At 67.6% G+C, this 23,502-nt stretch carries 22 protein-coding genes; 13 read left to right on the top strand and 9 right to left on the bottom strand.

Going from position 1 to position 23,502, the window contains the following annotated elements:
- From A5784_RS02045 to hutH, 3 genes are all read right to left on the bottom strand, one after another.
- On the bottom strand, positions 1 to 227 hold a 227-nt coding region (locus tag A5784_RS02045; protein ID WP_197514603.1), incomplete at its 3' end, for a nitrite reductase (NAD(P)H) small subunit.
- Entirely contained in the window at positions 224 to 2,767 is a 2,544-nt protein-coding gene (gene nirB, locus A5784_RS02040; protein WP_064941823.1) for a nitrite reductase large subunit NirB, read from the bottom strand. The genes A5784_RS02045 and nirB, both read right to left, overlap by 4 nt.
- Positions 2,768 to 2,869: 102 nt before the next feature.
- Positions 2,870 to 4,441: a histidine ammonia-lyase gene (hutH, locus tag A5784_RS02035; RefSeq protein WP_064941821.1), complete on the bottom strand. Its 1,572-nt coding sequence runs from the start codon at positions 4,439 to 4,441 to the stop codon at positions 2,870 to 2,872.
- A 377-nt stretch (positions 4,442 to 4,818) separates the two neighbouring features.
- Between hutH and A5784_RS02030 the strand changes: the two genes are divergently transcribed.
- Genes A5784_RS02030 through A5784_RS02005 form a run of 6 tightly spaced genes read left to right on the top strand, consistent with a single transcriptional unit; the run spans position 4,819 to position 11,680 of the window.
- Entirely contained in the window at positions 4,819 to 5,688 is an 870-nt protein-coding gene (locus A5784_RS02030; protein ID WP_064941819.1) for a MurR/RpiR family transcriptional regulator, read from the top strand.
- Positions 5,689 to 5,729: 41 nt separating this feature from the next.
- Positions 5,730 to 7,385 (top strand): urocanate hydratase, encoded by a 1,656-nt coding sequence (gene hutU / locus A5784_RS02025; protein ID WP_064941817.1) that lies wholly within the window; start codon positions 5,730 to 5,732, stop codon positions 7,383 to 7,385.
- Entirely contained in the window at positions 7,385 to 8,599 is a 1,215-nt protein-coding gene (locus A5784_RS02020) for an allantoate amidohydrolase (protein ID WP_064941816.1), read from the top strand. The genes hutU and A5784_RS02020 overlap by 1 nt, the downstream gene beginning before the upstream one ends.
- Positions 8,596 to 9,927 (top strand): formimidoylglutamate deiminase, encoded by a 1,332-nt coding sequence (locus A5784_RS02015; protein ID WP_064941814.1) that lies wholly within the window; start codon positions 8,596 to 8,598, stop codon positions 9,925 to 9,927. Before A5784_RS02020 ends, A5784_RS02015 begins: the two co-directional genes overlap by 4 nt.
- Entirely contained in the window at positions 9,924 to 11,117 is a 1,194-nt protein-coding gene (gene hutI / locus A5784_RS02010) for an imidazolonepropionase (RefSeq protein WP_064941812.1), read from the top strand. The genes A5784_RS02015 and hutI overlap by 4 nt, the downstream gene beginning before the upstream one ends.
- Entirely contained in the window at positions 11,114 to 11,680 is a 567-nt protein-coding gene (locus tag A5784_RS02005) for a HutD/Ves family protein (protein ID WP_197514602.1), read from the top strand. Before hutI ends, A5784_RS02005 begins: the two co-directional genes overlap by 4 nt.
- 4 nt (positions 11,681 to 11,684) lie before the next feature.
- On the opposite strand, the gene A5784_RS02000 is transcribed toward A5784_RS02005, so the two are convergent.
- Positions 11,685 to 13,097, bottom strand: coding sequence for an aminotransferase-like domain-containing protein (locus tag A5784_RS02000; protein WP_082944616.1), 1,413 nt, complete (start codon positions 13,095 to 13,097; stop codon positions 11,685 to 11,687).
- Between A5784_RS02000 and A5784_RS01995 the strand changes: the two genes are divergently transcribed.
- A complete protein-coding gene (locus A5784_RS01995) occupies positions 13,096 to 14,004 on the top strand; it encodes a DMT family transporter (RefSeq protein ID WP_064941810.1) in 909 nt (302 codons plus the stop codon). The two genes, A5784_RS02000 and A5784_RS01995, sit on opposite strands and share 2 nt — an antisense overlap.
- Positions 14,005 to 14,060: 56 nt before the next feature.
- Here A5784_RS01995 and A5784_RS01990 read toward each other — a convergent pair whose 3' ends face one another.
- The 3 genes from A5784_RS01990 to A5784_RS01980 form a co-directional block, all read right to left on the bottom strand.
- Positions 14,061 to 14,531 carry a hypothetical protein gene (locus tag A5784_RS01990; RefSeq protein WP_232005908.1) on the bottom strand — a complete coding sequence of 157 codons (471 nt, stop codon included), beginning with the start codon at positions 14,529 to 14,531 and terminating at the stop codon, positions 14,061 to 14,063.
- A gap of 192 nt (positions 14,532 to 14,723) precedes the next feature.
- Positions 14,724 to 15,191: a hypothetical protein gene (locus A5784_RS01985; protein ID WP_064941808.1), complete on the bottom strand. Its 468-nt coding sequence runs from the start codon at positions 15,189 to 15,191 to the stop codon at positions 14,724 to 14,726.
- 75 nt (positions 15,192 to 15,266) lie between these two features.
- Positions 15,267 to 16,040, bottom strand: a complete 774-nt coding sequence (locus A5784_RS01980; protein WP_064941858.1) for an isocitrate lyase/PEP mutase family protein — start codon at positions 16,038 to 16,040, stop codon at positions 15,267 to 15,269.
- A gap of 109 nt (positions 16,041 to 16,149) precedes the next feature.
- Here A5784_RS01980 and A5784_RS01975 point away from each other — a divergent pair, with 109 nt between their 5' ends.
- The 5 genes from A5784_RS01975 to A5784_RS38710 all read left to right on the top strand — a co-directional run bounded on the left by A5784_RS01975 (position 16,150) and on the right by A5784_RS38710 (position 20,334).
- Positions 16,150 to 16,440: an Rv0250c family protein gene (locus A5784_RS01975; protein WP_064941806.1), complete on the top strand. Its 291-nt coding sequence runs from the start codon at positions 16,150 to 16,152 to the stop codon at positions 16,438 to 16,440.
- Between the two features lie 57 nt (positions 16,441 to 16,497).
- A complete protein-coding gene (gene sdhC / locus A5784_RS01970) occupies positions 16,498 to 17,328 on the top strand; it encodes a succinate dehydrogenase subunit SdhC (protein ID WP_064941804.1) in 831 nt (276 codons plus the stop codon).
- A gap of 38 nt (positions 17,329 to 17,366) precedes the next feature.
- Complete coding sequence (locus A5784_RS01965) at positions 17,367 to 19,274, top strand: fumarate reductase/succinate dehydrogenase flavoprotein subunit (protein WP_064941802.1); 1,908 nt, start codon at positions 17,367 to 17,369, stop codon at positions 19,272 to 19,274.
- A gap of 1 nt (position 19,275) precedes the next feature.
- Positions 19,276 to 20,025 carry a succinate dehydrogenase/fumarate reductase iron-sulfur subunit gene (locus tag A5784_RS01960; RefSeq protein WP_064941800.1) on the top strand — a complete coding sequence of 250 codons (750 nt, stop codon included), beginning with the start codon at positions 19,276 to 19,278 and terminating at the stop codon, positions 20,023 to 20,025.
- Between the two features lie 147 nt (positions 20,026 to 20,172).
- Positions 20,173 to 20,334 (top strand): hypothetical protein, encoded by a 162-nt coding sequence (locus A5784_RS38710; protein WP_197514600.1) that lies wholly within the window; start codon positions 20,173 to 20,175, stop codon positions 20,332 to 20,334.
- Between the two features lie 3 nt (positions 20,335 to 20,337).
- Here the strand turns inward: A5784_RS38710 and A5784_RS01955 are convergent, their stop codons facing one another.
- The gene (locus A5784_RS01955) at positions 20,338 to 20,823 is read right to left on the bottom strand and encodes a flavin reductase family protein (protein WP_064941798.1); all 486 of its coding nucleotides are present in this window, start codon (positions 20,821 to 20,823) and stop codon (positions 20,338 to 20,340) included.
- 183 nt (positions 20,824 to 21,006) lie between these two features.
- On the opposite strand from A5784_RS01955, the gene A5784_RS01950 reads away from it, so the two are divergent.
- Positions 21,007 to 21,660 carry a GAP family protein gene (locus A5784_RS01950; RefSeq protein ID WP_064941796.1) on the top strand — a complete coding sequence of 218 codons (654 nt, stop codon included), beginning with the start codon at positions 21,007 to 21,009 and terminating at the stop codon, positions 21,658 to 21,660.
- Positions 21,661 to 21,676: 16 nt separating this feature from the next.
- Here the strand turns inward: A5784_RS01950 and A5784_RS01945 are convergent, their stop codons facing one another.
- Complete coding sequence (locus A5784_RS01945) at positions 21,677 to 23,470, bottom strand: AMP-binding protein (protein WP_082944615.1); 1,794 nt, start codon at positions 23,468 to 23,470, stop codon at positions 21,677 to 21,679.
- Positions 23,471 to 23,502: the final 32 nt, after the last annotated feature.

Here is a 23,502-nt window from a genome sequence, read left to right as displayed (position 1 = left end):
CGATCGTCGGCAGCGTCAGATGTGTATAAGAGACAGCCCGAGAACGGGTCGATGTTGCCCACGGCGTGCAGCGTCCCGTCGTCGAGCCGGAACAGCGCCACCTGCGATCCGTCCGGCAGCAGCACGGCCACCCCGCGGCAGGGCATCAGGTAGTCGTACCGGCATGCGGTCGTCCAGTCCCAGAGCTGCCGCGAGTAGACCTCGTTGCGGTCATCGAGCAGGGTCATTTCGACTCCTCCATGGGTCGGATCGTGGGCATGCCGATCAGGGTGCTGCCGGCGGGCACCTTGCGCCCGTCGCGCTGGGTGAAGGTGATGGTGGGGTCGGCGACGTCGGGGGCGTTGACGAACGAGACGAACCGCGACAGCTTCTCGGGGTCCTCCAGCACGCCCTTCCATTCGCAGGCGTACCCGTCGACGTGGCGGGCCATCGCGGCCTCGAATTCCGCCGCGAGGCCCAGCGAGTCGTCGCAGATGACGTCGCGCAGGTGATCCATGCCGCCGTCGAGGCCCTCGACCCACGGCGCGGTGCGCTGCAGCCGGTCGGCGGTGCGGATGTAGAACATCAGGAACCGGTCGATGTAGCGCACCAGCGTCTCGTCGTCGAGGTCACCGGCCAGCAGTTGCGCGTGCTTGGGCGTCATCCCGCCGTTGCCGCCGACGTAGAGGTTCCAGCCGGTTTCGGTGGCGATGACGCCGACATCCTTACCGCGCGCCTCCGCGCACTCCCGGGCACAGCCCGACACCCCCATCTTGAGCTTGTGCGGGGACCGCAGACCGCGGTACCGCAACTCCAGGTTGATGGCCATCTGCACGGAATCCTGCTGGCCGTACCGGCACCAATCGCTGCCGACGCAGCTCTTCACGGTGCGCAACGACTTCCCGTAGGCGTGCCCGGATTCCATCCCGCCCTCGACCAGCCGACGCCAGATCTCGGGCAGCTGCTCCACCCGGGCGCCGAACATGTCGATGCGCTGGCCGCCGGTGATCTTGGTGTACAGGTCGAAGTCGCGGGCGATCTCGCCGATCAGGATCAGCTGCTCGGCCGTGATGTCCCCGCCGGGCACCCGCGGCACCACCGAGTAGCTGCCGTTCTTCTGGATGTTGGCCAGGAAGTGGTCGTTGGAGTCCTGCAGTGAGGCCTGCTCACCGGTGAGGATGTGCTCCGAACTGGTCGACGCCAGAATCGAGGCGATCGTGGGTTTGCAGATGTCACAACCTTTTCCGGTACCGAACCGGGCCAGCAGCCCGGAGAAGGTGCGGATCTCGGTGGCACTGATGATCTCGAACAGCTCGGCCCGTGACTGGGTGAAGTGCTCGCACAAGGCCTTGGACTGCTCGACGCCCTCTGCCTCCAGCAGCTGCTTGAGCAGCGGTACGCAGGACCCGCACGACGTGCCGGCCAGCGTGCACTTCTTGAGCTGGGCGACATCGCAGCAGCCACCGGCGATGGCCCCGGTGAGATCACCCTTGGTGACGTTGTTGCACGAGCAGATCTGGGCTGCGTCGGGCAACGCGCCGACCCCGAGCGCGCTTGCGCCAGAACCGGATCCCGATGGTGCGATGAGCGCCATCGGGTCACCGGGCAACTGCTCGCCGACCATCGGCCGCAGCACCCCGTACGCGGACGCGTCACCGACGAGGATGCCGCCCAGCAGGGTCTTGGCATCGTCGGAGAGGACCAGCTTGGCGTAGGTCTGGTTGACCGCATCGTTGACCACCACCTGCAGGCAGTCCGGCGTCGCGCCCATGGCGTCACCGAAGCTCGCCACGTCGACGCCCAGCAGCTTCAGCTTGGTCGACATATCGGCCTCGGGGAACTCGGCCGCACCACCCAGCAGCCGGTCGGCCACCACCTCGGCGCTGGTGTAACCGGGGCCGACCAGGCCGTAGCAACGGCCTTCGATCGCGGCCACCTCACCGACCGCGAAGACACTGGGATCCGAAGTGACGCACGACAAGTCGGTGAGCACGCCGCCCCGCTCGGCGGTGACCAGCCCGGCCGCGCGGGCCAGCTCGTCCCGCGGCCGCACGCCCGCCGCGAAGATCACCACGCCTGCGTCGATCAAGCTGCCGTCGGACAGGCACACCCGTACCCCGCCGTCGATGGACTCGATCGAGTCCGTGCCGACACCGATGTGCACGGCGATACCGAGTTCGCCGACCATCCGGACCAGCAGTGCCCCGCCGGCCTCGTCGAGCTGCTGATTCATCAGGCGCGGTGCCCGCTCGACGATGTGTGCGGGCAGGCCGAACTGTCGCAACGCGTTGGCGGCCTCGAGCCCGAGCAGCCCGCCGCCGATCACCACGCCGGCCAGGCCGTTGTCGGCGGCCCGCTGGGCGGCTGCGCGGATCGCGTCGAGGTCATCGAGCGTGCGGTAGACGTGGCAGCCCGGCAGATCGTGCCCCGGCACCGGCGGCACGAACGCGTACGAGCCGGTGGCCAGCACCAGGGCGTCGTACTCGACGCAGCGCCCGTCGCCGGTGCGCACCGTTTTGGCGGCGCGGTCGATCTCGGTGGCCGCGCTGCCGAGCCGCAGCTCGACGCGGTCGTCGCCCAGATAGCCGTTGCCGGGCAGCGCCAGCTGGGCACGCTCCCAGTGCTCGGTGTATCCCGTCAGCCCGACGCGGTCGTATGCCGCATCGGACTCCTCCGCCAGGATCGTGACGCGCCAGTCTCCCGCGGTGTCCCTGGCCCGCAACGCCTCGACAAAGCGGTGTCCCACCATGCCGTGACCGACCACGACGACGTTTCGTGTTCCAGACATACCGCGAGGTTAGGAACGCGATATTGCCGCAATGTCGCGCTGTGTGAAGCGCCCATCACGGTGTGCTCACGGCCCTGACGGCTGGTATGTGAGGACCTGACCTCAGTGTTCAGCCGAGACGCCCTGCAACGGCTCCGGCAGTGCCGAGTTCGCCGCAGCCACCGCGGAGCCGCTGCGGATGAGCTCCACTGCCGCCTCGACCTCGCGAGACAGGAAGCGGTCCTGGCCCGGCCCCGGGACGGTTTCGCGCAGTGCAGCGACGACTGCGCCGGTGGCGGGTCCCGGCTGCAGCGGTGCCCGCAGGTCGATGGCCCGGGCTGCAGTGAGCAATTCGACGGCGAGCACGCGGGTCAGCCCGTCGAGCGCCAGCCGCAGTTTGCGGGCCGCCGACCATCCCATCGAGACGTGGTCCTCCTGCATCGCGCTCGACGGGATCGAGTCGACACTGGCAGGCACTGCCAGCCGCTTGAGCTCCGAGACGATCGCGGCCTGGGTGTACTGCGCGATCATGTGCCCGGAGTCGACGCCCGCGTCGTGCGCCAGGAACGGCGGCAGCCCACGCGAGCGCGCCACGTCGAGCATGCGGTCGGTCCGTCGTTCGCTGATCGACGCCAGATCGGCGACGGCGATGGCCAGGAAGTCCAGCACATAGGCGACGGGCGCACCGTGGAAGTTGCCGTTGGATTCCACGCGGCCGTCGACCGTGACGACCGGGTTGTCCACCGCCGAGGCCAGCTCGTAGCCGGCGATCCGGCGGGCGTGGGCCAGGGTGTCGCGGGCGGCGCCTGCGACCTGGGGCGCGCACCGCATCGAGTAGGCGTCCTGGACATACGTGCAGTCGGGGCCGACGTGGCTTGCGACGATCGGCGAATTAGCCAGCAGCGCACGCATATTCGCGGCGGCCACGGCCTGGCCCGGCTGCGGGCGCAGGGCCTGCAGATCGGCCGCGAACACCCGGTCGGTGCCCAGCATGGCCTCGACGCTCATCGCGGCCGTGAGATCCGCACAGCGCAGCAGCATGTCGAAGTCGTGGCAGGCCAACAGCAGCATGCCGAGCATGCCGTCGGTGCCGTTGATGAGTGCAAGACCGTCCTTCTCGGCGGGCTCGATCGGCTCGATGCCCGCCTCGCGCATCGCGTCGGCGGACTCACGCAGATTGCCTGCGGCGTCACGCACGTCGCCCTCACCGAGGAGCGCCAGCGCGCAGTGTGCCAGCGGCGCCAGATCCCCCGAGCAGCCCAGCGAACCGTACTCGCGGACTACGGGCGTGATCCCGGCGTCGAGCAGGGCCGCCATGGTCGTGGCGGTTTCCGTGCGCACGCCCGTCCGGCCGGTCGCCAGCGTCGACAGCCGCAGCAGCATGAGCGCGCGAACCACTTCCCGCTCCACTTCGGGCCCGGATCCGGCCGCGTGCGACCGGATCAACGAACGCTGCAACTGCACCCGCTGCTCGAGTGGGATGTGCACGCTGGCCAGCGCACCGAAACCGGTCGACACTCCGTAGTGCGGTTTGACGTCGTGAGCCAGTGCGTCGACGATGGCGCGCGCCTCGGCGATCGCGGCAAGTGCGTCGCTGCCGAGTTCCACACCGGCCCCGTGCCGGGCCACGGCAATGACATCAGCTTCCGAAACCGGTCCCCGGCCAACGGTGACCCGGGGCGGCGTGCTGTTCATCTGGTTCTCCCTACTGTGCTGCCAAAGATCGGTGGGGTTTGAGGTGTCGTCACGCACCACGATGACCGGGGCCGCAGCGTTGCGGGCGGTTTTCGTCGCCGTCGAACCGAGGACCCGGTGGCACCTTCGGCCACAACGCATTCGACGTCGTCGGGCGCCGTGTCGAGGGCATCCGCTGCCCCTCCCTGCCAGGAGGCTGTGCCGCGCCCGGTCGATACCGGGCGGGTACTGCGAGAACACGCTACATCGGCATGAATGAATTCAGCAAGGGTCGATTGTCCAGTTAGCGTGACTATTCACTTGATATTGATGACGGGTCTTGACAGGTCTTCATTCAGAGAGCACATTTTGGGCTACCACCGTCGAATCGAGGAACGATGCAGACAGGGCAGACACCCGCAGCTGCCGCCAGCGTGCGACGCTGGCTCAACATGCTGGTGGAAGGCCGTCAGCTCTCTCCCGCACAGCGACGCGTGGCTGGTTTTCTGCTCGACCACCCCGAGGAAGCGGTGTGGCTCAGCGCTGAGGAGCTGGGCCGTCGCTCGGGGGTCAGCCAGCCGACGGTGAGCCGCTTCGCCTCGGCCCTGGGCTTCGACGGCTACCCTGAGCTGCGCGAACAGGCCAGAGCGCAGGTGCAGGAACAGCTGCGCGGCACCACCACCGAAGCCGACTCGGTCAGCGCGCTTCGGCGCCTGATCGCCGCCGAGACCGCGAATCTCGCCGAGCTCGCGTCCAGCCCGTGGGCGGGCGAGCGGATCGATCGGATCGGCAGCTACCTCGCCGAATCGCGGCCGCTGCCGGTGCTCGGGCTGCGGGTGTCCAAGCCATTCGCCGACATCTTCGTGCATTTCGCCGCGAAGGTGCACCCGGACGTCCGGTCGGTTCCGGCCGGCTCCGACGGCGACGACGTCCTGGTCAACGCCCGTGCCGCGGGGGCGACGTGGCTGCTGGCCTTCGGCCTGCCGCGCTATCCCCGGGCCCTGCAGGAGTCCATTCAGTTCGCCCGCACCCTCGGGCTGCGGGTCGCGCTGGTGACCGACAGCCCACTGTGCCCGCTGGCCGGCGAAGTCGACGATCTGCTCGCCGCGCCCGTCGCCTCGACACTGACCTTCGATTCCACCGTCGCACCGATGGCGCTGACCATGAGCCTGCTTCACGCGCTCACAGAGGCGCTGCCCGAACACGGCCAGCGGTGGCTCGAAGAGTTCGACCAGCGCGCGGCGGATCGCAACCTGTTTCTCGATTAGCCACTCCACCAACCCATTTCGATATTCAAGGGAGAGATCCAATGGAAGGCGCCCGTCCCGTACGTGCCCCTCGCGGCACCACCCGCACCGCGCGCAGCTGGTATACCGAAGCGCCGCTGCGCATGCTGATGAACAACCTGGATCCGGAAAACGCCGAACGTCCGGACGACCTCGTCGTCTACGGCGGCACCGGACGCGCCGCGCGCAACTGGGCCAGCTTCGACGCCATGGTGCGCACCCTGGAGACCCTGGCGCCCGACGAGACGATGCTGGTGCAATCCGGCAAGCCGGTCGGCGTGTTTCAGACCCACGAATGGGCACCGCGCGTGCTCATCGCCAACTCGAACCTGGTCGGCGACTGGGCCACCTGGCCCGAGTTCCGGCGGCTGGAGCACCTCGGGCTGACGATGTACGGGCAGATGACCGCGGGGTCCTGGATCTACATCGGCACCCAGGGCATCGTTCAGGGCACCTACGAAACCTTTGCTGCGGCAGCCGAAAAGCGCTTCGGCGGCACCCTCGCGGGCACCCTGACCCTGACCGGCGGCTGCGGCGGCATGGGCGGCGCGCAACCGCTCGCGGTCACCCTCAACGGCGGCGCCTGCCTGATCGTGGACGTCGACGAGGCGCGTCTGCGCCGCCGCGTCGAGCACCGCTACCTCGACGAGGTCGCCGACGATCTCGAGGACGCGATCAAGAAGGCCGTCGATGCCCGGACCAACAAGCGGGCCTGGTCGGTCGGCGTCGTCGGCAACGCCGCCACGATCTTCCCCGAACTGCTGCGCCGCGGCGTACCCATCGACCTGGTGACCGACCAGACCAGCGCACACGACCCGCTGTCATACCTGCCCGAAGGCATCGACCTCGACGACTGGCACGACTACGCCGAGAAGAAGCCCGACGAATTCACCGACCGCGCACGCGAATCCATGGCCACACAGGTCAAAGCCATGGTCGAGTTCCAGGACGGCGGCGCCGAGGTCTTCGACTACGGCAACTCGATCCGCGACGAAGCCCGCCTCGGCGGTTACGAACGGGCCTTCGAATTCCCCGGTTTCGTGCCCGCCTACATCCGACCGCTGTTCTGCGAGGGCAAAGGCCCGTTCCGCTGGGTCGCGCTCTCGGGTGACCCGCAGGACATCTACACCACGGACAAGGCCATCATGGACCTGTTCCCGGACGACGACCGCCTGCACAAGTGGATGCGCGGCGCCCGCGAGCGCATCGCGTTCCAGGGCCTGCCCGCCCGGATCTGCTGGCTGGGCTACGGCGAACGCGACAAGGCCGGCGTGCTGTTCAACGATCTGGTGGCCAGCGGCAAGGTGTCGGCCCCGATCGTCATCGGCCGCGACCACCTGGACTGCGGCTCGGTGGCCAGCCCCTACCGCGAGACCGAGTCGATGCTAGACGGATCCGACGCGATCGCCGACTGGCCGCTGCTCAACGCCCTGACCGCCACCTCGTCGGGTGCGGCGTGGGTGTCGATCCACCACGGCGGCGGCGTCGGCATCGGCCGGTCCATCCACGCCGGGCAGGTCGGTGTCGCCGACGGGACCGAGCTTGCGGCACAAAAGCTTTCCCGCCTGCTGACCAACGACCCCGGCATGGGCGTGATCCGGCACGTCGATGCCGGCTACGAGCGGGCCGAGGAGGTCGCCAAGGAGCGCGGCGTCCGGATCCCCATGCAGGAGAGCTGATGACGTCTCTTGTTGACAGGTTCGTCTCGCTGTGGGCGTCGCTCGCGCCGATCGGGCGTGACCCGGGCAGCGGTGGGTACCGCCGGTTCGCCTGGAACGCGGCCGACGGCGAGCTGCGGGCCTGGTTCATCGACCAGGCAAAGCAACGCGGCCTGACCTACGAAGAGGACCGCAACGGGAACCAGTGGGCGTGGTGGGGCGAACCCCGCGCAGGCTCGGTGGTGACCGGCAGCCACCTCGACAGCGTGCCCGACGGCGGCGCGTATGACGGTCCGCTCGGCGTGGTTTCGGCCTTTCTGGCTGTCGACGAACTGCGCGCACAAGGCGTCGAACCCACGCGCTCGCTGGCGGTGACCAATTTCGCCGACGAGGAGGGCGCCCGATTCGGTGTCGCGTGCATGGGCAGTCGCCTGCTGACAGGCGCGATCGAACCCGACCGGGCCCGCGGGCTCAAGGACGCCGACGGCGTCACGCTGGGCGACGCGATGCACGCGGCCGGGGTGGATCCCGCGCGGCTGGGCCGTGACGAGCAGGCACTCGAGCGCATCGGAGTGTTCGTGGAACTGCACGTCGAACAGGGCCGGGCACTGGTGGACATGGACGCCGCGGTCGGGGTGGCGACAGCCATCTGGCCGCACGGCCGGTGGCGGTTCGAATTCCTCGGCGAGGCAAACCATGCCGGCACCACCCGGGTGGACGATCGCGTCGACCCCATGTTGCCGTTCGCGACCAGCGTGCTGGCCGCCCGCGACACCGCCACCCGCACCGGGGCGCTCGCCACGTTCGGCAAGGTCCTGGTGATCCCCAACGGCGTCAACGCGATTCCATCGGCCGTGCACGGTTGGCTCGACGCCCGCGCGGCCGACGACACCGTGCTGGAGAAGTTGGTTGCCGAGGTCACGGCGGTCGGCGAGGAAGCAGCCGCCGTGCACGGCGCCACGTGCACCGTGACCCGCGAATCGTATTCGCCCGTCGTCGGTTTCGATGACGCACTGCGGGACCGCATCAGCGCGCTGCTCGACGGCGCACCGCAGTTGCCCACCGGAGCGGGCCACGACGCCGGGATCCTCTCGGCACACGTGCCGACGGCGATGCTGTTCGTGCGCAATCCAACCGGCGTGAGTCACAGCCCGGTGGAAGACGCCTCCGACGACGACTGCGTGGCCGGAGTGGTGGCGCTGACCAAGGTGCTGAAAGAGTTGGTGAGTCAGTGACACGGTATTTCGCTGATTACGCCTGGCTCGGCGGCGATCAGGTCAGCGACCGGGTGCTCATCGAGGTGGACGGCGACAAGATCACGTCAGTGTCGGCCGGGCAGGAGCGCCCGGCCGACGCCACTCACCTGGCGGGCGTGACGGTGCCCGGCCTGGCCAACTCGCACAGCCACGCCTTCCACCGCGCCCTGCGCGGGCGCACGCACCGCGGTGGCGGCACGTTCTGGACGTGGCGCGAGGACATGTACGCCGTCGCCGGACGGCTGGACCCGGACTCGTATCACGCCCTCGCGCGTGCGACATACGCCGAGATGGCACTGGCAGGCATCACCTGCGTCGGCGAGTTCCACTATGTGCACCACCGCCCCGACGGCACACCGTACCCCGAGTCAAATGCGTTGGGCGAGGCGCTGATCGCGGCGGCCGCCGACGCCGGTATCCGCATCACCCTGCTCGACGCGTGTTATCTGACAGGCGGTTTCGGCACCGAACTGAAGGGCCCGCAGCTTCGGTTCACCGACGGCACCGCCGCCGCGTGGGCCGAGCGGGTCGAGCGGCTCACCGCCACACCGCAGGCCCGCATCGGCGCCGCGATCCATTCGGTACGTGCGGTTCCTGCCGATCAGCTCGGCACCGTCGCCGACTGGGCCAGGAGCCATGGCGTACCTCTGCACTTCCACATGTCCGAACAGCGGGCCGAGAACGAGGCCTGCCTGGCCGCACACGGCTGCACCCCGACCCAACTGCTGGGTGAACACGGCGCATTGGGTTCGCTGTCGACCGCGGTCCACGCCACCCATCTCACCGATGACGACGTCTCCGCCCTGGCCGATTCCCGCACCCATGTGTGCATGACGCCGACCACCGAACGCGACCTCGCCGACGGCATCGGCCGGGCACGGGATCTCGCGACGGCGGGCACCCCGCTGACCCTGGGCAGCGACAGCAACGCCATCGTGGACATCTTCGAGGAAGCCCGCGGCATGGAGCTCGACGAGCGGTTGCGTACCGAACGGCGCGGGCATTGGCCTGCGGCGGAGTTGATGCGGGCGGCCACTGCCGATGGGCATGCTTCGCTGGGTTGGCCCGAGGCCGGCAGGCTGGAACCGGGTGCGCTCGCGGACTTCGTCACGGTCGAGCTCGACTCGGTCCGGATGGCAGGCTGGGAATCCGGAACCCTGCTGGAGACTGTGGTATTCGCCGCGTCCGCCCCCGACGTGACCGACGTGGTGGTCGGCGGCCGCCGGGTGGTAAACCGCCGTTCACACACTCAGATCGACGATGTGCCTGCAGCACTTCATGATTCCATTAGGACATTGACCTCATGAGCAGTCTTCTGATCGACAATATCGGCGCCCTTGTCACCAACGATCCGGCGCAGCAGGCCGGGCTGGTCGGCCTGATCGAGGATGCCGCAATCGTCTTCGACGACGGTGTGGTGGCCTGGGTCGGACCGCGCGCCGGCGCACCGGACGCCGACGATCGAGTGGACGCCGACGGGCGTGCCGTCATCCCCGGTTTCGTCGACAGCCACAGCCACCTGGTGTTCAGCGGTGACCGTTCGGCGGAGTTCGCCGCCCGGATGGCCGGAAAGCCATACAGCGCAGGCGGAATCAATACGACGGTCAATGCCACCCGCGCCGCGAGCACCGACGAGCTGCGCGCCAACGTCGCCCGCCTGGTCGCCGAGTCACGACGCTCGGGCACCACCACCAATGAGTGCAAGTCCGGCTACGGGCTCACCGTCGACACCGAGGTGCAGAGCCTGCAGCTCGCCGCCGAGTTCACCGACGAAATCACCTTCCTCGGAGCTCATTTGGTGCCGCAGGAATACGCCGACCGGCCCGACGACTACGTGGACCTGGTGTGCACGGCCATGGTGGACGCGTGTGCGCCCGCCGCCAAGTGGATCGACGTGTTCTGTGAGCGGGGCGCGTTCGACGGGGATCAGACGCGAAAAATCCTGACTGCCGGGGTCGAGCGGGGCCTCATCCCGCGCGTGCACGCCAACCAGCTCGGGCCGGGACCGGGTGTGCAGATCGCCGTGGAATTCGGTGCGGCGTCGGCCGACCACGCGACGTTCCTCGACGACGACGATATCGCCGCGCTGGCCTCCGGCAACACCGTGGCCACCCTGCTCGCGGCCACCGAATTCGCCACCCGCATGCCGTATCCGGACGCCCGGCGGCTGCTCGACGCGGGTGTCACCGTGGCGCTGGCCAGCAACTGCAATCCGGGCTCGGGGTTCACCACCAACCTGCCGTTCTGTATCGCGGTGGCGGTCCGCGACATGAACATGACGCCCGATGAGGCGTTGTGGTCGGCGACCATGGGTGGGGCACGGGCGTTGCGCCGCACCGACGTCGGGCATCTGAGCGTCGGAGCGCGAGCGGATGCCGTGCTGCTGGATGCCATTTCGCATGTGCACCTGGCGTACCGGCCCGGCGTGCCGTTGGTCGGCGCGGTGTGGCGCGGCGGTGAGCTGGTGGCGGGCAGCGTGGGGGACCGCGCGTCGTGACACTGCGGGTGCAACGGTTCGCCAGCCACCAGCGCATGCCATGGCGCAACGGCGGCGGGGTCACCTACGAGGTGGCCCGCAGCCCGGGCGATGACGAATTCGACTGGCGGATCAGCATTGCCGAAGTATCGGCATCCGGCGCGTTCTCGGCGTTCCCCGGGGTCGACCGGATCATCACGCTCGTCGATGGCACCGACATGGTGCTGACCGTCGACGGTGTGCGGCACCGCCTACAACCGTTGGAGCCGTTTGCCTTTGACGGCGATGCCGACACCACAGGAGAGGTTTCCACACCGACCCGCGATCTCAACGTGATGACCCGACGTGGACGTGCCGGTGCGGAACTCGACGTGATCCGGCTGCACGACGGCGGTTCGGTTTCGGCCGGACCTGCCGAACCGCTCGTGTTGATCGGCCTGTCCGGGACCGTCACGGTGTCCTCGCCCGCGGGCGAGCGAGTCGAGCTGGGCGCACTCGACGCTCTGTGCTGGCCCGGGCCGCCGCTGACAATGAGTGGGACGGGCGCGGCGGCAGTGGTCCGGATCCGGCCGGTGCCGCGCTGAGTCGCTACCCCGCCTGCCTGGCCAGCGCCGCACCGACCACCCTGGCTCCCTCCGCGAACCGCGCCGGCTCCGGCCCCGAGTAGTTCAGCCGCAGGTAGGCACCTGCCGGTTCCGCCGGAAACCACTCCGCACCGGCCGCGACCAGCACGCCGTCGGACTCGCAGTCCCGCACCAGCCGGTCGAGGTCGGTGGAATCGGGGAGCCTGAGCCACAGATGCAAACCCCCGCGGGGAACCCGCTCCAGGTGTCCCGTGGCGACGTGTTCGGTGACGGCGGAGACCAACAGATCCCGCCGTTGGCGCAACTGGTGGCGCAGATCTCGCACGTGCGAGCGCCAGGCCGGCTGCGTGACGACGTCGAGCGCGGCCGCCTGCAGCAATCCGCTGACGTACATGGATTCGGCGCCCCGGTCGGCGAGGATGCGTTCGCGTGCCGGTCCGCGGATCACCAGGCCTGCCACGCGGATCGCCGGCGACACACTCTTGGTCAGCGAGCGCAGGTAGATGACGTGGCCCGCGTCGTCGAGCGCGGCCACCGGGCTCGCGGCGGAGTCGATGGCGAAATCACGCGCCCAGTCGTCCTCCAGCAGGAAGGCACCGTGGCGCCGCACGACGTCGAGCACCTCCCGCGCCAGCTCGGAATCCCATTGTGCCCCGGTCGGATTGGCGAAATTCGGTTGCGCATAGAACAGCCTGGCGCCCGTCTGGGCGAACGCGCGCGCCAGTTCGTCGGGATCCGGGCCGCTCGAGCCGCTCGGCACCGGGATCAACCGCACGCCGGCCTGCGCGGCGGCCAGCATCGCGCCCCAGTAACTGGGGGACTCGATGAGCATCGGCTGCCCGAACCCGACCAGGGCCCGAAAGGTCGAGCTCAACCCACTCTGGCTGCCGGGCAACACGATCACATCGCGCGGGGCAGGTGGGGTCACGCCCACCGGGCACGACTCGGCGAGTTCGGTGGCGAACCACGCCCGCAATTCGGCAAGGCCCGCGGCATCGGAGCGAGTCAGCGCAGCGTCGGAGCGCGCGGCCCGCGCCAGGGCGGCGCGAACCAAGCGCTGCGGCAGCAGTTCCCGGTCCGGATAACCCGAATGCAGGCCGATCACGTCGGGCGCCGCACTGCGCATCGGAGTGGACGGGCCCGGTATGCGGACCTGTGGCGAGCCCAAAGCTGCTGTCTGCCAACCATAGTCGGGTGGCCGGGCGGTGCGTACGGCCCGGACGAACGTGCCTACCCCCGGCCGCGATTCCACTAGTCCGAGGCCGCGCAGTGCGCGCATCGCCTTCTGCACCGTGACCGGACTGGCCCCGTACTGCGCGACCAGCGCACGATTGGACGGCAACTGCGCACCGGGCGCCGCGGTGGCGATCCACTGCCGCAGACCCGTCACGATGCGCTCAGTGCTATCGTTGTCCATGTCGGAACAGAGTAGCGCTACTGTCGTGGTGCGACCACCGTTATCCCAAGCCGGTGTGTTGTGGGGCTTGCTGGGCGTGGTCGCGTTCTCGTTCACCATCGTGTTCACCCGATTCGCCATCGGCGGGCTCTCGCCGCTGTTCATCGGTGCGGGCAGAGCCGTCGTCGCCGCCGCCCTGGCCGCCACGGCGCTGGCCGTCACGCGGCAATCGCTGCCCCGCGGCGCCCAGTGGGTGCGCCTGGCGGTGGTGGCCGCGGGCGTCGTCGCCGGCTTCCCGTTGCTGACGTCCTACGCGCTCACAATCACGCCGGCCAGCCACGGTGCGGTCGTCGTCGCGCTACTGCCTGCGGCCACCGCAGTCACCGCCGTCCTACGCAGCCGCGAGCATCCGCCTGCGGCGTTCTGGACCACCGCCGCAATCGGTGCGGCTGCCGCGGTGGTGTTCGCAATGGTGCAGGGCGGCGGAGTCGGGCACCTGAGCTGGGCAGACGTGCTGCTGTTCGGCGCGGTGGCGGCGGCAGCAGTCGGCTACGCCGAGGGTGGCCTATTGGCCAGGGAACTCGGCGCGTGGCAGACGGTGTCATGGGCGTTGGTGGTGGCGGCCCCGGTGATGCTGGTGCTGACCGCCGTGGCCGTCGTGCAGCAGCCGCCGAATGCGACGCCGGCACAGTGGGCGGCCTTCGGCTATCTGGCCGCGGTCAGCATGTACCTCGGATTCTTCGCGTGGTACCGGGGCCTGGCGATCGGTCCGATGGCCCAAGTCAGCCAGGTGCAACTCGTACAGCCCGTGATGACGATCTGCTGGGCGGCGCTGCTCCTGCACGAGCACCTGACGTGGCTGACTGTGCTGGGTGGCGCCGCGGTGATCGCGTGCGCGGGTCTTGCCGTGCGCATCCGGCTCGGATGACGTCGCCGCCGGCGAACGCCGTTGGAGCTCAACGGAGTTGATTCGGCGATCAGCGCTCAGATGGCAGCGATGTACGACGAGGTGTAGATGTCGCCATGCAGGCGCCCGGGACGGGGCGGACCCTCGACAATGACGCCCGCCCCGGTCGCACCCGGCATCCGCGGGCTCGTGACGGTCGTCGAACCGTTGCCCAGACCGTCGATGTACATCGCCCCGGCGGCCACCCCGGCATCACCCGGGTCGCATGGGGCCGCCAATGAGCGCGGCACTTGAATCAACCGCGCCTGATAGGTGGAGTCGGGCACCGCGGTCTGCAGATGCACCTCGGCCCGCACCGAACCTGAATCCGGTGCGCCCACATCGACGAACCCCGAGGCAGTGCCGTACGTCAGCTCGTACGTGGAGGTGACAAGGTCGCACTGCTTGATCTGATTGTCCAGCGGCACCATCGTCATTGCCGTGCCCGCACCCGCGGCGGCGGTCCCCACACCACCCAGGGCTGCGGCGCCAACCACGACGACTACCACTGGACAAATCCCATGCCTGGCCATGATCTGCGCCTCACATGCTCGTTGTGTGATCGTGGTCACATTATCCGCGCACAAGAGGCCTGCTCGCCACATCGGCGGCGTGATCACCCGGAGCCGGCACCGCCCAGCCGGCGCATGCGAAAGCCGGTGGAAATCACGGAGTTCCCACCGGTTTTCGCCGACTGCGCCTCAGATCCGGGCGATGAAGGTCGAGCTGTAAGTCTCGGGGATGAACTTGCCCGTCGCGGGCGGACCCTCGATGACGACATACGCACCTGTTGCACCCTGCATGAGTGGCCCGGTCACGGTGGTCGACGCGGTGCCCACCGCATCGGTGTGCATCACGCCGGTCGCCACACCGGGATCACCGGGATTGCACGTGGCGTACGACACGCGCGGCAGCTGAATGAGCCGCACCTGATACGTCGTATCGGGTACCGCGGTCTGCATGCGCACGTCGGCGCGCACCGCGCCCGAACCGTCAGCGCCGACATCGATGAAGCCCGAGCCGGTGCCTGCGCCGTAGCCGGTCAGGTGCTCCGCCGCGGCGAAGTCACAATGCCGGATCTGCGCCTGCAACGGCACCATCGTCAAACCCGAATCCGCCGCGGCGACACCGCCACCGAGCAACGCGACAGCCACCATGGGCGCCGCCATCCAACAACTACCCCAACCCATGATGCGTCCTGTTCTCGTGACCCCTTGGTCACATTATGGACGCACAGCGAACGTTCAGCGCCAGCGGAGCAGCAACTCGTTCACCGTTCCAGTCAGGGCCCGCTGCAGGAACGGCCCGAAGCTGATCCGGCCAACCCCGAGCGGTCCGAACGACGTCGGATCGTCGGCCTCGGGTATCGCGATCGCGTTCACCGGCAGAGGCAGCTCAGATGTCAAGCGCCGCATGGTTTCCGGATCATGGCGCCCCACCGGATACAGGCAGTCCGCCCCTGCGTCTGCGGCCAGCTTGAGCCGGGCAACGGCGCGTTCGACGCGATCGGCCTCCGAACCGTCCTCCCGCAGGAACAGATCGGTCCGGGCATTGATCACGACGTGCACCCCGGCCGCGTCAGCCGCCTTGCGCAATTCGCCGACCAACGCGGCGTGCTCCTCGGGACTGCGGAGGCGTTTGCCCTCCTTGTGCACGGTGTCCTCGATGTTCAGCCCGACCGCACCCGCGGCCAGCAGACCATCGATGAGCCGCTGCGGCGGCTCGCCGTAACCGGATTCGATGTCGACCGAGATCGGCACGTCGACCGCGCCACTGATCTGAGCCACCCGCGCCGTCAGCTCGTCGTACGTCATGCCCTCGCCGTCGGCCTTCCCGACCGAATCGGCCACCGGATGGCTGCCCAGCGTGAGCGCTTCGAATCCTGCCTCGACGGCGGTCTTCGCCGACCAGGCGTCCCACACCGTGGGCAGCACCACCGGATTGCCCGGCTGGTGCAATGCCAGCAGGGTCGTCGCACGGTCCTGCAGAACCTGTTGGGGCAGAGCTTGTTGGGGCACCCGCATACCTCCGACTCTCAACGTGACCCGCGTCACTCTCAACTGGTGATGTGGCTAGCATCGGTTGTCGTACTGTGATTCATGACACCCTTCAGCCCAAGGAGGTCACATGTCCACCACAACCGAATTCGCCGAACTGCACAAGTTGATCGGCGATATGCGTCGCTCTGTCACGGCACTGGCGGCCAAATACGGTGACTCGCCGGCCACGCGCCGCATAACCAATGATGTCGAGCGCATCCTCCTCGACGTCGACCGCCTGAACATCGACGCCGATGAACTCGCGATGCGCCACGGCTGCACGCCGCAGACGGCCACCGGCGAGAAGATCGCGATCCCCGACACCCAATACGACCGGGAGTTCTGGGGCGACATCAGCGATGGCGGCGTCAGCGGTTAGCAGGACGCCGGGGCATCTGATGCCTCACACAACAACTGAACCTGACGAAAGGGAACCGTGAGCGCACCCACCGATGACCGTCGTGCGACCGGGGTCTTCTCCCCCACGCGCGCCCAGATTCCGGAGCGCACGCTGCGGACCGACCGGTGGTGGCAGGCGCCCCTGCTGACAGACCTCGGACTGGCGGCGTTCGTCATCTACGCCACCATCCGGGCGTTCTGGGGCAGCGCTTACTGGGTTCCGCAGTACCACTACCTGACGCCTTTCTACTCGCCGTGCGTGAGCACCGCGTGCGCGCCGGGGGCCAGCCACTTCGGGCACTGGGTGGGGGCCCTACCGTGGTTCATCCCGATGGCGTTCATCTCGCTGCCGTTCCTCTTGGCTTTCCGGCTCACCTGCTACTACTACCGCAAGGCCTACTACCGGTCGGTCTGGCAGTCCCCGACCGCCTGCGCAGTGGCCGAGCCGCACGCGAAATACACCGGAGAGACGCGACTTCCGCTGATCGTTCAGAACGCGCACCGGTACTTCTTCTACGTCGCAGTGCTGATCTCACTGGTGAACACCTACGACGCGATCGTCGCCTTCCACTCGGACAAGACCGCAAGCGGTTTCGGATTCGGTCTCGGCAACGTGATCCTGCTCGTCAACGTGATCCTGCTGTGGGTGTACACCATCTCCTGCCACTCCTGCAGGCACGTCACCGGCGGCCGGCTCAAGCACTTCTCGAAACATCCGGTCCGCTACTGGATCTGGACCCAGGTGTCCAAACTCAACACGCGGCACATGCTGTTCGCGTGGATCACCCTCGGCACCCTGGTGCTCACCGACTTCTACATCATGCTGGTCGCCAGCGGAACCATCTCCGACCTGAGATTTGTTGGCTGACAACCTAATTCCTAATGAACAAAGTAGTGGGGTTATAGATGGCTGAACTGGAACGGCATCAATACGACGTAGTCGTGATCGGTGCCGGCGGGGCAGGGCTGCGTGCCGTGATCGAGGCCCGCGAGCGGGGTCTGCGGGTGGCGGTGGTGACCAAATCGCTGTTCGGCAAGGCACATACGGTGATGGCCGAGGGCGGATGCGCCGCAGCGATGCGCAACGTCAACACCAAGGACTCGTGGCAGGTGCACTTCGGGGACACCATGCGCGGCGGCAAGTTCCTCAACAACTGGCGGATGGCCGAACTGCACGCGCAGGAGGCTCCGGACCGTGTGTGGGAGCTTGAGTCCTACGGCGCGTTGTTCGACCGCACCAAGGACGGCCGGATCAGCCAGCGCAACTTCGGCGGGCACACCTACCCGCGGCTGGCCCACGTCGGCGACCGCACCGGGCTGGAGATCATCCGCACCCTGCAGCAGAAGATCGTCTCGCTGCAGCAGGAGGACAAAGCCGAACTCGGTGACTACGAGGCCCGCATCCGGGTGTTCCACGAAACCGCCATCACCGACCTGATCAAAGACGGGGATCGGATCGCCGGCGCGTTCGGGTATTACCGGGAGACCGGCAATTTCGTGCTGTTCGAAGCCCCTGCGATCGTGCTGGCCACCGGCGGCATCGGCAAGTCCTTCAAGGTGTCGTCGAACTCGTGGGAGTACACCGGAGACGGCCACGCGCTGGCTCTGCGCGCCGGGTCCGGTCTGATCAACATGGAGTTCATCCAGTTTCACCCGACCGGCATGGTGTGGCCGCTGTCGGTGAAGGGGATCCTGGTCACCGAAGGCGTGCGCGGTGACGGCGGAGTGCTGAAGAACTCCGAAGGCAAGCGGTTCATGTTCGACTACATCCCCGCGGTGTTCAAGGGGCAGTACGCCGAAACCGAAGAAGAAGCCGACCAATGGCTCAAGGACAACGACTCCGCGCGCCGCACGCCTGATCTGCTCCCCCGCGACGAGGTGGCCCGCGCCATCAACTCCGAGGTCAAGGCGGGCCGCGGTTCACCACACGGCGGCGTGTACCTCGACATCGCCTCGCGCATGCCGACCGAGGAGATCAAGCGGCGGCTGCCCTCGATGTACCACCAGTTCATGGAGCTCGCCGAGGTCGACATCACCAAGGACGAGATGGAGGTCGGGCCCACCTGCCACTACGTGATGGGCGGTATCGAAGTCGACCCCGACACCGGCGGGGCCGTCACGCCCGGGCTGTTCGCCGCGGGCGAGTGTTCGGGCGGCATGCACGGCTCGAACCGGCTTGGCGGCAACTCGTTGAGCGACCTTCTGGTGTTCGGCCGCCGCGCCGGACTCGGTGCCGCCGACTACGTGCAGACCCTCGCCGAGCGGCCGGCCGTATCGGAGGCCGCCATCGTCGAGGCCACCCAGCTGGCACTGGACCCGTTCGAAAAGCACGCGAATCCGGAGAATCCGTACACCCTGCACGCTGAGCTGCAGCAGTGCATGAACGATCTCGTCGGCATCATCCGCAAGGCCGACGAGATCGAGGAGGCGCTGGCCAAGCTCGCCGAGCTCAAGGCCCGCGTGCACAACGTCACCGTCGAGGGCGGCCGCGCCTTCAACCCGGGCTGGCACCTGGCCATCGACATGCGCAACATGCTGCTGGTCAGCGAGTGCGTGGCCAAGGCCGCGCTGGCCCGCACCGAGAGCAGGGGTGGGCACACCCGCGACGACTACCCGGAGATGGACGCCAACTGGCGCAACACCCTGCTGGTGTGCCGCACCGTCGGCGACGACCAGGTGGTGCCGGACGTGACGGTGACCCCGGAGTCCCAGCTGCCCATGCGGGCAGACCTGCTGGCCACGTTCGAACTGTCCGAACTGGAGAAGTACTACACCGAGCAAGAACTGGCCGAGCACCCCGATCGGAAGGGCTGAAATGGCTGCCTACAACGCGAACCTGCGCGTCTGGCGTGGAGATGACACGGGCGGTGATTTGCAGGACTACACGGTCGAGGTCAACGACGGCGAGGTGGTGCTCGACATCATCCACCGGTTGCAGGCCACTCAGACCCCCGATCTGGCCGTGCGGTGGAACTGCAAGGCAGGCAAGTGTGGATCCTGCTCGGCGGAGATCAACGGGCGCCCGCGGCTCATGTGCATGACCCGGATGTCGACGTTCGACCCGGCCGAGACGGTCACGGTGACGCCGCTGCGCACCTTCCCCGTGATGCGCGACCTGGTCACCGACGTGTCGTTCAACTATGAGAAGGCCCGCCAGATCCCGTCGTTCACCCCGCCGAAAGGCCTGCAGCCCGGGGAGTACCGGATGCAGCAGGAAGACGTGAACCGCAGCCAGGAATTCCGCAAGTGCATCGAGTGCTTCCTGTGCCAGAACGTCTGTCACGTCGTGCGCGACCACGAGGAGAACAAGCAGAACTTCGCAGGTCCCCGGTTCCACATGCGGATCGCCGAACTGGACATGCACCCACTGGACACCGTGGACCGCCGGGACATGGCCCAGGACGAGTTCGGGCTGGGCTACTGCAACATCACCAAGTGCTGCACCGAGGTGTGCCCCGAGAACATCAAGATCACCGACAACGCGTTGATCCCGATGAAGGAACGCGTCGTCGACCGCAAGTACGACCCAATCGTGTGGCTGGGCAACAAGCTGTTCCGCCGATGAGCGCTTGCGCGAAGAGCAAACAGCAGAGCTAGCGGCGGTGCGTTGATTCTGCGGACAAGGCGCGAAAGTACGAGTAGAGGCTGCCCTCACCGCAGAATCAACGCGTAGGCTCGGCATAAGCAGCCAATCAGCGACGAAAGGCAGCCGATGACAATGGGACACACCCACAGCGTCAACGACATTCGTACGGCAATCCGCGAGCTTTCGGCCCGCGCGGAACTGGCCCGCAAGGAAGGCCGCCCCGACGACGCCGCCGAACTGGAGCAGCGCGTCGACGGCTACCGCAGGGAACTTTCCGAGCGACCCTGAACCTCAGTCGCCGAGTCGGTGAAATGTGCTGCGGTGGAAGACAATCGGCGCGATGTCAGCGTGCACGGTGATCTCACTGACCCGCAGTACAACGATGGTGTGATCGCCCGCGGGCACCAGCTGCGCGATGGTGCTCTCCAGCCAGACGCTGGTGCCGTGGATGAACACCGCACCCGAGTCGCGTGATTCCGTCTCAAGACCCGCGAACCGGTCGCCGGTCTTGGCGGCCAGTGAGCGCACCGCGTCATCGTGGGACTCACCCAGCACACTGATGCCCAGCGCCGGAAGATCCTTGAGCTTGGGCCAGGTGGTGGAGCTGTTCTGCACGCAGAAGGACACCAGCGGCGGATCCAGCGACACCGGGACAAACGTGCTGGCAGCCAGGCCCACACGAGTGCCCTCCACCTCGGCGGCGATAGCCACGACGCCGGTGGGGAAATGGCCGAATGCTTCACGCAGAGACGTCGGGCTCAATTCTGTTGCGCTCATATCACCTCCATCTTCACACGTGGTCGCCGACGGCGGCCACCGTCAGACTCGCCGTGAACCGAACTTGGCCGCGCCGTCGCGCGCCGGTTTGAGTAGCCTGACGCCATGCCCAACACGTCGAACCTGTCCGTGCTGCATGAACGAGTTCGTCCGGGCGCATAGTCGGAGAACCACCCAGTCGACATGTGGATCACGCCGCTGCTGGTAATGGCCGTCGCCGTCAGCCTGGAGCCGTTCCGGATCGGTATGACCGTCGTGATGCTCAACCGGCCCCGCCCGCTGTTGCAACTGCTCACCTTCCTCAGCGGTGGTTTCGCGATGGGCACCGCAGTCGGTGTGGTGGTGCTGTTCGTCCTGCGGCCGGCCATGGGGTCAGCCCACTTCACCCTGCCGAGAGCACAACTGGTGGCAGGGGTGATCGTGCTGGTGGTCGCCGCAGCCGTCGGCTCCGGGTTGGTGGGGCCGAAAGCCGACCGAGAACCAAGTCAGCTCGCACAGCGCACCCGGCAGCTGCTCAACGGTCATTCACTGTGGACAGCCGGCGTCGCGGGCCTCGGCATCGCGCTGCCATCCGTGGACTATCTCGCCGCACTGACCCTGATCGTCGCGTCCGGGGCGGCGGCCGCGACGCAGGTCGGCGCTCTGCTGCTGTTCAACGTGGTGGCGTTCGGCCTCGTCGAGATCCCGCTGATCTGCTACCTGGTCGCCCCTGACCGCACTCGGGCAGCCCTGTCGACCCTGCACGCCTGGCTGCGGGCGCGGCATCGCTTCGAGGTCGCAGCCCTACTGGGCACGGTCGGCTGTGTGCTGCTGGTCGCCGGCTACACCGGGCTGTAGCGATCCCCTCGCCGGCTCAGGCATCCAGGCGGATGAACTCGTCCTGCCGGTATTGCTCGGCACAGGCGGCGCGCCTGATCTTGCCGCTGGTCGTCGTGGGTATCGATCCCGGCGGGACCAGGACGAGATCCCCGACATTGAGCCCGTGGGCATTGGAGATCGCCGAGGTGACGTCACTCTTGACTGCGGTGAGCCACTGCCCCGCCTCGACCGTCGACTCGCCTCGCTTCTTGACTTCGATGACGGTGACGAGCTTCTCGGTGCTGTTCACCGGAACAGATATCGCCGCAACGCGACCACCGGTGATCTGCTGGACCGTCGCCTCGATGTCCTCGGGATAGTGATTGCGGCCGCGGATGATCAGCAGATCCTTGATGCGGCCGACGATGAACAGCTCACCACCGGAGACGAAGCCCAGATCACCGGTTTTCAGCCAGGGTCCGGCAGGCGTGCCCGGCGATGGGTCGACGAGGGTGGCGCCGAAGCACCGTTGTTCCTCGGGAGACCGGTTCCAGTAGCCGGTCGCGACGTTGTCGCCGTGCACCCAGATCTCGCCGACCACGTCCTGCTCGCATTCCCGGTGCGTCTCGACGTCGACGATGCGCAGCGCCGGTGACTGCGGCAGCTGGTATCTGACGAGCGCCGAGCTGGTTCCCTCCGCACGGCCCGTGCGCAGTTCCTCCGGTGCGCAGCCTCCACCATGCTCCTCGCGTCCGCAGCGACGCACGCGGCCCGCCGACAGTTCATCGACATCGAACGCGGCGACCTCCGCCGACTCGTTCCAGACGCCGCTGGTCACGTATACCGTCGCCTCCGCCAGCCCATACGAAGGTCGCAGCATGTGGTCTCGAAAGTTGAAGTGGGCGAACCGATCTGTAAAGCGTTCCAAGGTCGCAGGCTCGACCCGCTCCGCGCCGTTGATGATGCCCAGCACGCCGCCGAGGTCGAGTCCGGCGAGGTCGGCGTCTTTGGTCTTGCGGGCGGCCAGGTCGAACGCGAAGTTGGGTGCGGCGGAAAAAGCACCGTCATTCTCGGCCAGTGCCCGCACCCACCGCGACGGTTTCTCCAAGAAGGCCACCGGGCTCGTCAGGACCGCGCGATACCCACCGAGGATGGGTGCGCACACGCCCAGCACCAACCCCATGTCGTGGTAGAAGGGCAACCACGAGACAACCGTCAGATTCGAGGTCTTGACGCTCGCGTCGGCGAACAGGCCGCGCATCAGCTGCTCGAAATTCGCCTGAAGGTTGCGATGGGAGATCATCACGCCGGTGGGCAGCCGAGTCGAGCCGGAGCTGTACTGCAGGTACGCCGTGCTGGGGAACTCAGCCGTCTCGATGATCGGTTCGCCGTCGGCATCGAGGTTCAGTGCGTCGATCGCGACGATCTTCGGTGCGGTCTCCATGACCGATTGATCGACGTAGTCGCCGACATCGTGCGCGACGGCAGCGGTCGTGAGAACCACCGCGGGGTGGGTATCGGCAACGACGGCACTCACGCGGTCATGGCTGGAGCCGCGATGCGGCAACGGCAACGGCACCGCGATGAGGCCTGCCTGCATGGCTCCCAGAAAAGCCAGGATGTATTCGAGGCCCTGCGGAGCCAGGATCACCGCCCGATCACCGACCTCGCCGTGGAGGCGAATCTCACGTGCCACATTGATGGTCCGCTGGGACAGCTGCGCCCATGTCAGGCTGTGCGCGACACCTGCCGGGTCGTGGCCGTACTCGGTGAACGTGAAGGCCACATCATCGGGACGCAGGCTGGCACGCCCATGCAGCATCGAGAGAATGGATGATTGGGTCGACATCACATCACGTCCATAACTAATCGAATCCGTCG

Source organism: Mycobacterium sp. 852013-50091_SCH5140682 (assembly GCF_001665685.1).
Lineage (GTDB): Bacteria > Actinomycetota > Actinomycetes > Mycobacteriales > Mycobacteriaceae > Mycobacterium.
This window is presented reverse-complemented; position numbering and strand designations above follow the sequence as displayed.

What these genes read in the sequence shown, in the direction of transcription:
- nirB (WP_064941823.1), bottom strand. Translation starts at nt 2,767, where the DNA reads ATGTCTGGAACACGAAACGTCGTCGTGGTCGGTCACGGCATGGTGGGA.
- hutH (WP_064941821.1), bottom strand. Translation starts at nt 4,441, where the DNA reads ATGAACAGCACGCCGCCCCGGGTCACCGTTGGCCGGGGACCGGTTTCG.
- A5784_RS02030 (WP_064941819.1), top strand. Translation starts at nt 4,819, where the DNA reads ATGCAGACAGGGCAGACACCCGCAGCTGCCGCCAGCGTGCGACGCTGG.
- hutU (WP_064941817.1), top strand. Translation starts at nt 5,730, where the DNA reads ATGGAAGGCGCCCGTCCCGTACGTGCCCCTCGCGGCACCACCCGCACC.
- A5784_RS02020 (WP_064941816.1), top strand. Translation starts at nt 7,385, where the DNA reads ATGACGTCTCTTGTTGACAGGTTCGTCTCGCTGTGGGCGTCGCTCGCG.
- hutI (WP_064941812.1), top strand. Translation starts at nt 9,924, where the DNA reads ATGAGCAGTCTTCTGATCGACAATATCGGCGCCCTTGTCACCAACGAT.
- A5784_RS01995 (WP_064941810.1), top strand. Translation starts at nt 13,096, where the DNA reads ATGTCGGAACAGAGTAGCGCTACTGTCGTGGTGCGACCACCGTTATCC.
- A5784_RS02000 (WP_082944616.1), bottom strand. Translation starts at nt 13,097, where the DNA reads ATGGACAACGATAGCACTGAGCGCATCGTGACGGGTCTGCGGCAGTGG.
- A5784_RS01985 (WP_064941808.1), bottom strand. Translation starts at nt 15,191, where the DNA reads ATGGCGGCGCCCATGGTGGCTGTCGCGTTGCTCGGTGGCGGTGTCGCC.
- A5784_RS01975 (WP_064941806.1), top strand. Translation starts at nt 16,150, where the DNA reads ATGTCCACCACAACCGAATTCGCCGAACTGCACAAGTTGATCGGCGAT.
- A5784_RS01965 (WP_064941802.1), top strand. Translation starts at nt 17,367, where the DNA reads ATGGCTGAACTGGAACGGCATCAATACGACGTAGTCGTGATCGGTGCC.
- A5784_RS01960 (WP_064941800.1), top strand. Translation starts at nt 19,276, where the DNA reads ATGGCTGCCTACAACGCGAACCTGCGCGTCTGGCGTGGAGATGACACG.
- A5784_RS38710 (WP_197514600.1), top strand. Translation starts at nt 20,173, where the DNA reads ATGACAATGGGACACACCCACAGCGTCAACGACATTCGTACGGCAATC.
- A5784_RS01955 (WP_064941798.1), bottom strand. Translation starts at nt 20,823, where the DNA reads ATGAGCGCAACAGAATTGAGCCCGACGTCTCTGCGTGAAGCATTCGGC.
- A5784_RS01950 (WP_064941796.1), top strand. Translation starts at nt 21,007, where the DNA reads ATGTGGATCACGCCGCTGCTGGTAATGGCCGTCGCCGTCAGCCTGGAG.
- A5784_RS01945 (WP_082944615.1), bottom strand. Translation starts at nt 23,470, where the DNA reads ATGTCGACCCAATCATCCATTCTCTCGATGCTGCATGGGCGTGCCAGC.